Raw genomic sequence first — 13717 nt, forward strand, 5'->3', positions numbered from 1 at the left:
CAATCGGCGTAGCGAACTCTTGACAAACCGAATGGAGAAAAGGTTAAAATTGGTATTTGGCGAGGGTTATTTAGTGTGCCTACTTTTTCCTCTTCGCCCTCAAAAACAAGGCGCAACCTTTTCGGAATGTTTGTCAAGAGCGATTGTCATCTCGTTCGAAGAGTAATTTTGAGCCTAATACTTTGTGATTTTCAGTTTTTCATAGAAGTTTTTACACTACCCTTTGATCGACCCTGAAATCGGTAAGGAATGATCGCATTTTAAGATTAATCTTCCGGGTATCTTAAAACCTCTACGCCCTTCAATGAGCTTTTTCATCTGAGGAATTTCTTTAAGAGGAGATTCAATTATTCCTTTTAATTTTTCTGTTTCAGGAAAAGCTACTTTTATATATGAAGAAAGTCGATTCAATCGTTCACTTGCTTCATGCATTTGTTGAAATGAGAATTGTTCTTGATTAGGTATGGGTTTTCTATTCGGATTTATCCATAATACTGATTTTAAGTTCTTTATTTCATTTATTAGATGGATTTCATCTAATTTTGAGATTGATTCTTCTCGTTCAATCACTCATCTCACCCCTTTTTTTTGCTAAAATTGCTCGTTCACAAATTTGTCGAAAATTCCTTTCGAAGGCAATATTATTTTTTTCCGTTCGTTTTTTCGGTCCTTTAGTGCGTCCACCTGCTTTTCTAAATTTTGCGCTTTCAAAACGAAATGCGAGCAATTGGTCTATGTTGTCTGCTGTCATTTCTCTTCCATTTTGATCAATGACAAAGGCACCTTTTGCCAAACACATGGCAGCTAATCCATAATCCTGTGTTATAACAATATCATACTTTGTAACCGCATTCACTAGCTTAAAATCAACGGAATCGGGTCCTTTCGGAACGATAATTGTTATTGCATTCTCCCTTTCTATACGATGGGAAGTATCGCAAAACAAGAACGGTTTAATCTCATAATCAGATGAAACAAATAGCGCCAAATCAATAACTGGACATGCATCTGCATCAATTAATAGCTGTAAAATCGTTTCCACCTCCAGAAAATAATTCCTTTAATTTATTATATTTATATAATATTTTTCCAACCATTACACAGGTTACATCGGTTTGTCACCAAAATCTTTTATTGAATTGTTCGAAAAATCATAATACTATACATTCATCAACAAATTTAGGGGGTCACACAATGACGACACAATTCATCGACAATAAAACAGCAGCACAAGAGTATATAGATTCAGTATTCGCACAGGTTAAAGCAAAAAACGGACACCAAGCAGAATTCTTACAAGCCGTGGAAGAAATTTTCCTTTCTTTAGTACCTGTTTTTGAACAACATCCTGAATATATTGAAAATAATATTTTATCTCGTATCGTAGAACCTGATCGTATTGTTTCATTCCGTGTAGCATGGCAAGACGATAACAACCAAGTACAAGTAAACCGTGGTTACCGCGTTCAATTTAATAATGTAGTTGGTCCTTACAAAGGCGGTTTACGTTTCCACCCAACAGTAAACGAATCAATTATGAAATTCTTAGCATTTGAACAAATCTTCAAAAACTCTTTAACAGGTCAACCAATCGGTGGTGGTAAAGGTGGATCTGACTTCAATCCAAAAGGTAAATCAAATTCAGAAATTATGCGCTTCTGCCAAGCGTTCATGACAGAACTATACCGTCACATTGGTCCAGATGTCGATGTTCCTGCAGGTGATATCGGTGTTGGAGGAAGAGAAATCGGTTATTTATATGGCCAATATAAACGCATCCGTGGCGCTTACGAAGCAGGCGTATTAACTGGTAAAACTCCTGGATACGGCGGTTCCCTAGCACGTAAAGAAGCAACTGGTTACGGATTAGTATACTTTGTAGAACAAATGTTATTAGAGAAAAAAGAATCATTCTTAAATAAAACAGTTGTTGTATCTGGTTCTGGTAACGTTGCAATCTATGCAATCGAAAAATTACAACACTTTGGGGCAAAAGTTGTATCATGTTCTGATTCTAACGGATATATTTATGACCCAGAAGGTATTGATTTAAAACTAGTTAAAGAAATTAAAGAAGTTAAAGGCGATCGTATCAAAACATACGTAGATTATCGTCCAAGTGCAACATATACAGAAGGATGCACAGGTATCTGGACAATTCCATGTGATATCGCATTACCATGTGCAACTCAAAACGAAATCGATGGCGATTCTGCTCGTACATTAATCGCTAATGGCGTGAAATTCGTTGCAGAAGGTGCAAACATGCCTTCAAACCTTGAAGCAATTAACTTATTCTTAGAAAACGACGTATACTTCGGTCCAGCAAAAGCTGCAAACGCTGGTGGTGTAGCAGTATCTGCATTAGAAATGGCTCAAAACTCTGGCCGTAACTACTGGTCATTCCAAGAAGTAGACGAAAAATTAAACAACATCATGAAATCTATCTACACAAACAGTAAAGAAGCAGCTGAAAAATATGGTTACCCAGGTAACTTAGTAGTAGGTTCAAACATCGCTGGCTTCGTAAAAGTAGCTAACGGTATGCTTACTGAAGGTGTGTACTAATTAGAAAAGCGGAGAACGCTCGCCTAGCTCTTGAAGGCACTGGAGACTTCCGACTAGCGTGTTTACACGCGCCGGAGGAAGTTGAAGTGTCCGAAAGAGCTAGCGTTCGCAGCTAGACAATCTAGAAAAGCGGAGCGCGTTCGTTCAGCCGTGACAGAAACTGGAGACTTCTGACAAGTGTTCTTGAACACGCAGGAGGAAGTTGAAGTTTCCGAACGGCTAACGCGCGGAGCTAGACATTAGAAAAGCGGAGAACGCTCGCTCTATATATCCAAAGATAATACATTGTTCGATATAATAAAGGGGAATAATATACAACCGAATTCTTGTAATTCGGTTGTTTTTTTATTGGAATTTTTTTACATTCCCCTTCATTGTTGCGCATTTAATGAAAATACGGAACATTTATTTCAAATTTCTGAAGAGATAATTTAAGAACAAAGGTTAAGGAGAAGTAAAACTAGAAGAATCTTGAGATATAATCGATACATAAAAAATGAATAACATATTACATTTGATATTAGAAGTAGCTTCGAATTAATGGGAAATTTACAAATTTAACAATTACTATGGTTGTTAATTACAGTATATAGAAACTTAACCGAAAAGCTTGTGTCAAAAGGTAACTCTAATAATAAACATTTTTAAATCTTAAAAAAGCTATTGTGCATTAAACGATTTTCTTTGATTTCTGTTGAAAATGAAGATTGAATGAATAAAGCACTTAAAGAAATGTAATAAAAAAATCACCTAGCAATTCAGGTGATTTTTTATTTCCGTAATGATTCTAGTTAAATATTCAGTCTCCCCTCTCTTGTTCACGTTGTCTCTTAAAAGAAAAATATGGTACAATTATTTCGAGTTCCGTAATAATTTCAAGGGGAAAAGGAGGAGCAATATGTTAAAACGTAGCGAAGTAAAACTAGAAGAAACTTGGGATTTAACTGATTTATTTGAAAATGAACAACAGTTTGAAGAGGCATTACAAGAGGTATCAGAGGAAGCTACAGCGATTGAAGCAAAATTTAAAGGGAAAATCACAAATTCAACAGTTGCTGTAGAAGTAATTACCTTATACAAAAACTTATCCGAAAAGCTTGTGCCAATCGGTAACTATTCGCAGCTTTCTTTAAGCGTGGATCAAACAAATGACACAGCCCAAATGCGTGCTGCAAAGGTTGGCCAACTTTACTCAAAAATCAGTGCGCAACTATCATTTATTACTTCTGAATTATTACAATTAGATGAAGAAACACTTACAGAAACAAAAAATAAGGCCCAAGATTTTTCTCACTACATCGATAAATTAATACGCAAAAAACCTTATCAATTACATCCTGAAGTTGAAAAAACGTTAGCTGCTTTCGGATCAATTTTTGAAGCTCCATATGAACTTTACAACACAACCAAACTAGTTGATATGAAATTCGAAAACTTTGAAGTGAACGGCAAAAGCTATCCACTAAGCTACAACTCTTTCGAAGGAGATTGGGAGCTTGAAACGGATACAGACATTCGGAGAGCGGCATTTACCGCATTTTCTAACAAACTCCGTGACTATCAGCATACAACGGCAAAAACCTACGATACCCACTTAAAAATCGAAAAAACAGAGTCTGACTTACGCGGCTTTAATTCTATTTTTGATTCATTGCTTTTTGAGCAGCAAGTTGATAAAGAGCTTTATGACCGCCAAATTGACCTGATTACAAGTGAATTAGCCCCGATTATGCGTAAGTATGCGAAACTTCTACAAAAAAGTCATGGATTAGAAAAAATGACGTTTGCTGATTTGAAAATACCATTAGATCCTTCATATGAGCCAAAAATTTCAATAGAAGAATCTCGTCAATATATGAAGGACGGTTTGTCTGTCTTAGGTAAAGACTATCAAGCTATGCTAGACCGTGCATTTGACGAAAGATGGATTGATTTTGCCCAAAATATCGGAAAATCCACAGGAGCCTTTTGTTCAAGCCCATATGGTTATCACCCTTATGTATTAATTTCTTGGACTTCTCGCATGAATGAAGTGTTTGTTTTAGCCCACGAACTTGGGCATGCTGGGCATTTTTACCTTGCCAATGCAGAACAAAACATTTTTAATGCCCGTCCTTCCTTATACTTTATTGAAGCACCTTCAACGATGAATGAAATGCTTATGGCCAACCACTTACTTTCAAATTCAAATGATGCAAGGTTCAAACGCTGGGTAATCTCTACAATCATTGCTCGAACGTACTATCATAATTTCGTTACCCATTTATTAGAGGCCGCTTACCAACGTAAAGTTTACGAAATCATCGATGATGGTGGAAGTGTCAATGCTTCGATTTTAAATAAGTTGAAACGCGATGTATTGGTTGATTTCTGGGGAGATGCAGTTGAAATTACAGAAGGCGCCGAATTAACGTGGATGCGTCAACCTCACTATTATATGGGCTTATATCCATACACTTATTCAGCCGGATTAACAATTGCAACAGAAGTCTCTCAACGCATTTTAAAAGAAGGCACACCTGCTGTAAACGATTGGATTAATGTATTAAAAGCCGGTGGTACAAAAACACCTGTAGAACTTGCTCAAATGGCAGGTGTTGATGTGACAACAGATCACCCACTTCGAAATACAATCCAATTTATCAGTTCATTAGTCGACCAATTAGAAGAACTAACTGCACAACTTGAAAATTAAATAAATCTCCAACAGCCTCAATTGTGGGCTGTTGGAGTGCTTATTTTTAAACTCCTGCTTCAACTTTTAACGGTTGTTGGAATAAATCTGAAACCCCAGTTTCAATTGCTGCACTTCCTACCGCTTTTGCTACAGCAGGTGCAACACGTTCATCTAAAGATTTCGGAATTACATAGTCTTCATGTAACTCTTCATCTGTTACAAGGGAAGCAATTGCTTCTACCGCTGCTAATTTCATACTTTCATTGATATCAGTAGCACGAACATCTAATGCCCCTCTAAAAATACCAGGGAACGCTAATAGATTATTTACTTGGTTTGGATAGTCAGAACGGCCAGTCCCAATTACTCGTACCCCCCATGCTTTTGCATTTTCAAACGTAATCTCTGGATTTGGATTTGCTAATGCGAAAACAATAGGATCTGAACTCATTGATTTAATATGCTCTTCTGTTAGTAAGTTTGCAACAGATACACCGATGAAAATATCTGCTCCTACTAGCGCTTCTGATAAGCTACCTTTAATACGGTTCGGGTTTGTAATATATGCAATATTTTCTTTAATAGGGTTCATTCCTTCTGTTCTACCTTGATAAATAACCCCAGTTGAATCACACATTACAATGTTTTTATAACCGATTTGAAGTAAAAGTCTTACAATCGCAATACCTGCAGCACCGGCACCGTTAATTACGATTTTTACATTTTCTTTTTGTTTATCAACAATTTTAAGTGCATTTTGTAGTCCAGCCCCTACAACGATTGCAGTTCCATGTTGATCATCATGGAAAATTGGAATATTACATTCTCTTCTTAAACGATCTTCAATTTCAAAGCAACGTGGTGCTGAAATATCTTCTAGATTAATTGCACCATACGTAGGGCTAATCGCTTTAACAGTACGTACAATTTCATCCACATCTTTTGTATCTAAACAAACTGGAACAGCATCCACATTTGCAAAACGTTTTAATAATAGAGCTTTCCCCTCCATTACTGGTAACGCTGCTTCAGGGCCAATATCCCCTAAACCTAAAACTGCTGTGCCATCTGTTACAACTGCTACAAAATTCCCTTTAATTGTATAGTCATAAACCCTTGAACGGTTATTTTCGATCTCAATACATGGTGCAGCTACCCCAGGTGAATAAGCTAAACTTAAATCGTATGAATCTACTACTGGTATTTTATAGTTAATTTCCAGTTTCCCTCTATATTCACTATGCATTTCGATTGCTTTTTTCATTAAATCCATTTTCATCCATCCCTTCTTTATCCAACCAATAATTCTTATATTTTTGTATCATAGTGCTTTATTGCGTTAAAGTCAACGGAATTTTGCTAATTTTTCTTTATAAAATCTTCATTTTCGTTGAATTTGCGCGTTTTTTAATAATTGTGCAAATATTCACAAAAGGTTTTTTACCAAAAATAATTATATTGGAATAATTCGTGTAAACACTTTCATTTTTCTACACCATATATATCAGGGGGTTCTCTGTGAAGAATTACACGTTTTGCTTTAGTAGAGAAAATAAGAAGTTTTTCACAAACTTTTTTAAAATTTCTGAAAAAATTTTCAAAAAAAGTTCACTTTTTTTTCGATTGAATAATAGAATTGAAAAATATTTTTAGAGGGAAATGGAAAAATAAGGGTCAGTAATTTATTTTCTAACGGCTAGATACTTTCTAATAAAAGATGTATTTTTCTAATTTCATACCAAATTTTCTATTAACATGATAATTCTTCTATTAATTCCATAGATATTTAAATTAACCAATATCCCCTTTTTAGAAAAATAAAAAGCTATCTACACAATTTGTGTAAATAGCCGTTTTTGGTTGGTAGCCAATATATATTATTATTTTTCAGTGTGCTCGATTAATAGGTGTAAAAATTCGATTGGTACGTACGTTTTCTTTTCCTCTAATAACTCAGGTGCTTCTTTAAAGAATCTTAAGGCTTTGTTGTATCCATAGGTTGTGGAACCGCGCGTAATCGTAAAGGATAGATTGCCTTTTGAAACAATTGCTCCTTTTCCTGTCGACTCAACTTTGAACCCTAATGTTTCCGCTACAAGTCGTAAAGGGATCATTGTTTCACCATTCACATCATAAAAATCAGTTTCTGCAATTTTTAACGCTTTATCAACAGCCGTTTGTTCACGTTCTAGCAAAATGACTCTTTTTGGACCTGTTTGGGCTGGATAGCTTTCTAGTACCACTTCATAGAATATGAGAACTTCTTTATTAATAATTTCATCTTTTGAAACTAGTTTTTTAGAGAGATTCTCCATCACAGTTTCTTTTGATAAATGAATGATTAAATCTTGCTTTTTATTAAGTAAATTTTCATCAAATTGTTGAAGTTCTACTGTGCCAGGTTCATCAGTATGAACAATCACCACATCTGTTGAATAGCGTGGTGGGTAAATCATCATCATTGGCTTAGATGAATCCACATACCCTGTAAATTCCATACCCTCTTCAAGTTTTACTTCTTTACCAGTATTATCAAAAACTAAAGTTTGATTATTAAAATAGAATCCATACTCCTCTTCGTCTGTTTTGACACTTGCAAAGAAAGTCCCTTTTGATTCTTCAGCAATTTTTGTGATGGTACCAGTAATTGTATAGAAGTTCATTTGCTGCACTTCTTCCTTTTGATCCACTACAGGGACTGGTTCTAATTCATTTGCTCCTGCAACGGGAGAAACCATCGTGCCTGCAATTGCGGAACAAAGTAATATCGATAATGTTTTCTTCAATTATGTCACTCCTCTCTCTGTTTTCGTAAAATTAGTCGAGGCACGAGAAAAAAGGTTACACAATAGAAGAAAATTTTTTATTTTTTTATGGCCAATTCCGTTAAAATGGACGTTACCATATGCAAGGAATCCCATTCTCCAAAAGAAATCTTTGTAATGGGATATTTTCGTTTAAATAATGCTTCATGAATTTGGCGTGGATTATAGCCCTCTTCATATAAACGAAGCACTTGCCCCTGAAGGTTTAATAGATAGTCTCGCTTTCGTTGTAACATTTCCCTTCCATTTTTAACAAAACCAGCATGACAGCAATACATTTCATTAAAATCATAGGTTAGAACCTTTTCAATAGAACGCAGGATTGTTGGAATACTTTCATTTCTTAAAATTAGTTTCGTTTTTGGTTGAACAAACAAATCTCCTGTAAAAAGCTGCCCTGTCTGTTGATTTAGTAAAACGATATGGTCTTCTGCATGCCCTGGTGTTTCAATCACATCCCAAGTGGAAGTGCGCGAGGAAATCGTTAAATCCAACCCTCTAGCATGAAACGGTTTTCGTTTACCCCAAAACAGTTTTCGATACATCGGATAATGGGCAGGCTTCTTGCATTCTTCTACAGACATTTGATGAATATAAATTGGTACAGACCTCTGCTGTTCAATGATAGAGGCGCATCCAGTATGATCTTCATGATGATGTGTAATAACCACTTGCTCATAATCTTGCCCTAATAAAAATGGTGTTAATTCTTTCATAAGTGACCTCGGACCCGTATCGACTAACATTCCATCGACTACGTAACAATAAACATTCATGGATACTTTATTAAACGTCACTTTTCCATTAGCGTAACTGATGCCATTGATATTGCCAAAATCAATACTTTTCTTTATCATCATCTATCTACTCCCCCCTTCATTTAATGAATGACTATTCATTCATATGCGAAAATTAAATGAAACGTATAATTTGACGTTATACGTTTCATTTTTTCACTTATTTATTATCTCCAGTGTCCACATCATAATGATTAATCCAATCACTAAAGCTGCCGACATACAGCTTTAAATTGTCATAACCAGCATCGGCTAGGATTGCATATAATGGTGATGCAGTAACGCCTGAACCACAATACACGACGATATCCTCGTTTTTTTGTACAACATTTAATAACTCATCTTTGAATCGTATTGAAGGACCCTCTTTTAACTGTTCCCAATCGTAATTAATCGCATTCGGAATATGTCCGGCTACTTTATCAATAGGTTCCATTTCTCCTCGATAACGAATAGCTGCACGAGCATCTAACAGTTTTGCATGCTCCACACCATCTACAACATTTTTCACGTATTGGCGATTTACATAAATTCCTTCGTTCCAATCAATATTTAATGTTGTTGGATTGAACTTAGGTATTTCGTTTGTAACGTTAAAACCTGCATCCTTCAAAGCATCTATTCCGCCATTTACGATATAAACCTTTGGGAAGTTCGCGTATTTTAACATCCACCAAGCACGGGCTGCAAAAGGTGCCCCACCTTGATCATACACATAAATCGTATCTTCGTAACTTAAACCAGATTGCTCGAACAATTGTTGTAATTGAGCTTTAGAAGGCATTGGGTGTCTGCCTTCTGTGCTCGATAAATCGGATAAATCCTTTTCTAAATCCCAATAAATACTACCTTCAATATGCGCGTTTTGATACTCTTTTAGTCCCCACTCTTGGTCTTGTAAATTAAAACGAGTATCAATAAATCGACCAGATTTTACTTCGGTTGCTTCAACAAATACGTTCCCCAAACACTATACCCCCGTTTTTTGTAAGTCTGCATAAATAGATTTCCAAGTTTCTAATCTGCTTTCTTCTTGAAGTAATAGTCTTTCTGTTTCGATTTGGTTCATTGCTTGATTTGAAATGTGCTCATTTAAACGATTTGCTTCGTTTTGAATAAAGTTCGTTGCCCATTTCAACAATTCCTCTTTTTCCTTCTCTAAATAGCTTTGAGCGTCTGGCTTAGTGATATCTTCTAAAGCAGCTTTTAAGTTCTCTTTCTCATTCTTCTCAAAGAAGGCTTTTGCATTTTTGAAATGAGATTTCACTGTTGCATATTTATTAAAGTCTTCAAATGGACCATCAAAACTTAATAAATCCGGCTCATCTGGCTCATAAGCAATAAATGAGAAGCTGTTATTTAACTCTTTTAATCCACGTACTTCATCTTTGAAACGTTCAATCATTTTCTTTTGAATAAACTGAACTAAACGGAAGTTCGTTACACGTAACTCTTGGGCAAAGTCAAATTTCAATGCATTTAACGTTTCTTTTAAAGCTGTTTCTAACGCATTTTGAACTGGCATAGACGCAAATGTTGATGGATTATAGCTTTCTCTGAAGAAGTCAGGATAACGATAATACACACGTTGCATTAAGTAATACAATAATTCATCCAGTTCTTGTTTTAGGTCACTTTCAACCATATGAGTTGAAGTTGTACTATACGTATTTCGAACATGTTGCTCTAATTTCGCAAGTTCTTCTAAACGCTCATCTTTACGTTTTAAGTTTTCTTCTGTTTGAGTAATTAGGTCTGAGAATCGGTTATGTGTTTTTTCCACTTCTTCGTGTAACGCTTGAATCGCAATCGATGTTAATTCTTCATTTAAGAAATGATGGAAAGCTTGTTCAAAATCATGCATACCAGAATTGTGCTCTTGTTGTTCCACTTTTTCGCGAAGGGCTAATAAACTTGATACCCCGTAAAGTTTCGGGAAGCGAATTCCGAAGCGTTGTAATTCATTACGTACATAGCTTTTTACTTCTTCCTCTTCTTCTTTCGTAGAAGCTAAGTCAATCGCATTTACAACGAAGAACATTTTATCCAATTCAAAGGCATCTTTTACACGACCTAATTGAATTAAGAATTCACGGTCAGCTTTTGCAAAGGCATGATTGTAATACGTAATGAATAAAATTGCATCTGCATTACGGATATAGTCAAAGGCAACCCCTGTATGACGAGCATTAATTGAGTCTGCCCCTGGTGTGTCAACTAATGTAACACCCATTCTTGTTAATGGACTATCATAGTAGAAATCAATATTGTCTACAAAACATGAACGATTTTCTTCCGCAACAAATTTTTCGAACTCTTCACGGTTAACACGTAACGTTTCCCCAAGTTTCGATTCAAATGTTGGGAACCCTTGTGCAAAGGCACGAATAAATGATTTATGAACATTTAAACGCTCATCGGTTAATTGAACTTTAAGTCCCTCTTCAGCACGTGTATATGCTTCTTGTAGAGAATTAATCGTTAATCCAATTGCTTCATAAGAAAATTTAATGTCCTCTAATAATTGTTCTGCTGTTTTTAATTGAACGTCCGCAGTTTCGTGAGGATGTTCATCTGTAACAGGGCGTATTTTATTAATTGCAGCAGTCGTTGGGTTTGGTGAAACAGGTAATACTTTTGAACCCATTAAGGCATTAGAGAAACTTGATTTTCCGGCACTGAACGCTCCAAATAAGGCAATTGTGAAATCTTTTTGTTGAAGACGTTCTACCTTCTTCATTAAGAAGCTTGCAACTTCTTCAAAGCCATTTACTTTATTTACTGCATTTGCAGTACGAATAGCTGCTTGAATTACTTCATCGCCCTTCACGTTGAAGGAATTAGTCGTTTGTTGCTCTTCGAAAGTTTCTTCTACTTTTTCTTCTTTTGGAGCTAGCATTGCCGGGTCAAATAAACGAATTTCTTTTAGTGATTGTTCAAAATCGTTATGCCAGTTTTTCTCTTGAGCTTTTGCTGCATTGCGAACATCTTTTGTTGTTAAAGTAATCTCTTTTTCAGCAATTTGTTTTCTTTCATCTAACGTCATGATTGATTTAATTGCTGTCACTTTGCCTGATAAAGCATTTAACTTTGCCATTACAGGTGCAGATAAAGTAGTTGCTGCATTTTCTAAAACCGATTTTTGACTTGCTTTCCATTCATCTGTTGCATCAACAAAATAACGTTTTGTGGCTTCTGCTACACGGTTTGCAAAGTTTAGAAGCGCATCCCCCGTTGCTAGTGAATCTGCTTTCACTTGGTCTTCAATAAGAGAAAATGGAACATCAAATTGCATTGCATCGATTTGAGCAGCATTTTCATCCTTTAAAACACCTACATCTCTTAAAGATTGCTTCATTAAATTTTTCAAATGCCCGATAATTTGAGATTGTAAGATCGTTTTGTATTGGTCATACACGTCTTGAATACGGCGATTTTTTTCTTCTTCCGTTTTCTTTTTCGCAGTGAATAAACCGCCCACTTTAAATCCTGGTTGTTTACTTTCAAGATACAGTCGTAATTTTTCACGGAAATCTGCTGGGATAATTGCAGCATTTGCTAATAGCTCTTTACGCTTTTCTTTAAAGGACTCTTCCCAGTTTTCCATGGAGAATAGGTTTGTTTGTAATTTTAATTTTTCGTATTGGTCTAGAATGTCTTGACGATTTTCCCATTCGTCATCACTTAGAATATTTTCATATTCAGCAAATAAATTATTTTTCTCTTCCTCTAAAAACGCCAAATGTTCACTTTGTAATTTCTTTAGTGTATTTTCAGCAGTAAGGACTAATTGTTCCTGCCAATCGTTCATTGAGTCCATAACAATTTTCTTCACTGTTGTAAAGTCATTGTGAGGGTGATCAAAGTCTCTTAAAGATGTAAAGAAGACTCCTTTTGGTTCTACTCCCCACGCTGCAAAGGATTGGTGAACAGATTGTTTAAATTGTTCAAAAGATAACTCTTGTTCTTTATGTTTATCAATTTGGTTAACAATTAAATACACATTTGGGTTATATTTCATTAATTGTTTTGTAAATTGGAAGTTAAGCTCTGATTGCACATGGTTGTAGTCCATTGTATAAAATACGACATCCGCAATATGAAGTGCCGATTCTGTTGACATCGCATGGGCGTCATCTGTTGAATCCACACCTGGCGTATCCATCACTGTTACACCGTATGGAAGAGATGAAGCTTGATGGCCAATTTCAATTTGAGAAACAAGTTGCCCATTTTTACTAAGCTCTTTTACCGTTTTAAAATCATATCCTGCCTCAAATTTTACCGGCTTATCATGATGCATATAAACTATTGCAAAGTCTTCTTCAGATTTATGTACTTTTACAATGTTTGCACTTGTTGGAATTGGACTAGCTGCTAGTATGTCTTCCCCAGATAGGGCATTGATCATACTCGACTTCCCTGCAGAAAAGTGTCCAGCAAAACCAATTACATATTCTTTTTGTAAAAGTTTTCGTGCAAATAAATGAAGTTTCTCCATTCGTTCTGTGTCTTCATTGTTTTTATAAATTATGTATTGAACAGCGGATTGCTGTAATAGTTGCTGTAATTTTTCATCAAAAGAACTCATTAAAAACTATACCCCTTTTGTCTCATTATTGTCACAATTATATACTACCATGTTTAGTAGTCAAATCGGCTAAAAAATAAGAATAAAAGGGAAATAAATTTTATATTTGTATAATAGGATTAATACAATGGGGATTGAATAGAAGCTATATCGGTGTAGTGTCATTATAAGTGGGGTTATGATTTAATTGTTCTTTTCCAAACATAAGTACCGATTCCTGCATAAATGACTAATGTTGCACCTACAAAAGCATAAACCA

Annotated in this window: 9 protein-coding genes; 2 read left to right on the forward strand and 7 right to left on the reverse strand. The window is 35.5% G+C overall.

The window, feature by feature from the left end:
• Window positions 1-216: 216 nt before the first annotated feature.
• Window positions 217-570 (reverse strand): PALP domain-containing protein, encoded by a 354-nt coding sequence (locus D8M03_RS09435; RefSeq protein WP_121214526.1) that lies wholly within the window; start codon window positions 568-570, stop codon window positions 217-219.
• Window positions 563-1033, reverse strand: a complete 471-nt coding sequence (locus D8M03_RS09440) for a YaiI/YqxD family protein (protein ID WP_121214562.1) — start codon at window positions 1031-1033, stop codon at window positions 563-565. The genes D8M03_RS09435 and D8M03_RS09440 overlap by 8 nt, the downstream gene beginning before the upstream one ends.
• Window positions 1034-1194: 161 nt before the next feature.
• Between D8M03_RS09440 and gdhA the strand changes: the two genes are divergently transcribed.
• Entirely contained in the window at window positions 1195-2568 is a 1374-nt protein-coding gene (gene gdhA / locus D8M03_RS09445; protein WP_121214527.1) for an NADP-specific glutamate dehydrogenase, read from the forward strand.
• 898 nt (window positions 2569-3466) lie between these two features.
• Window positions 3467-5263, forward strand: a complete 1797-nt coding sequence (gene pepF / locus D8M03_RS09450; RefSeq protein WP_121214528.1) for an oligoendopeptidase F — start codon at window positions 3467-3469, stop codon at window positions 5261-5263.
• Between the two features lie 46 nt (window positions 5264-5309).
• Here the strand turns inward: pepF and D8M03_RS09455 are convergent, their stop codons facing one another.
• The 5 genes from D8M03_RS09455 to D8M03_RS09475 form a co-directional block, all read right to left on the reverse strand.
• Window positions 5310-6518: an NAD(P)-dependent malic enzyme gene (locus D8M03_RS09455; protein WP_121214563.1), complete on the reverse strand. Its 1209-nt coding sequence runs from the start codon at window positions 6516-6518 to the stop codon at window positions 5310-5312.
• Window positions 6519-7125: 607 nt separating this feature from the next.
• Window positions 7126-8031 carry a stalk domain-containing protein gene (locus D8M03_RS09460; RefSeq protein WP_121214529.1) on the reverse strand — a complete coding sequence of 302 codons (906 nt, stop codon included), beginning with the start codon at window positions 8029-8031 and terminating at the stop codon, window positions 7126-7128.
• A gap of 77 nt (window positions 8032-8108) precedes the next feature.
• On the reverse strand, window positions 8109-8930 hold the full coding sequence (locus tag D8M03_RS09465; protein WP_121214530.1) for an MBL fold metallo-hydrolase: 822 nt from the start codon (window positions 8928-8930) through the stop codon (window positions 8109-8111).
• A gap of 97 nt (window positions 8931-9027) precedes the next feature.
• On the reverse strand, window positions 9028-9834 hold the full coding sequence (locus D8M03_RS09470; protein WP_121214531.1) for a sulfurtransferase: 807 nt from the start codon (window positions 9832-9834) through the stop codon (window positions 9028-9030).
• Window positions 9835-9837: 3 nt separating this feature from the next.
• Window positions 9838-13458, reverse strand: coding sequence for a dynamin family protein (locus D8M03_RS09475; RefSeq protein WP_121214532.1), 3621 nt, complete (start codon window positions 13456-13458; stop codon window positions 9838-9840).
• Window positions 13459-13717 lie beyond the last annotated feature (259 nt).

It is taken from the genome of Ureibacillus endophyticus, from assembly GCF_003628435.1.
Lineage (GTDB): Bacteria > Bacillota > Bacilli > Bacillales_A > Planococcaceae > Ureibacillus > Ureibacillus endophyticus.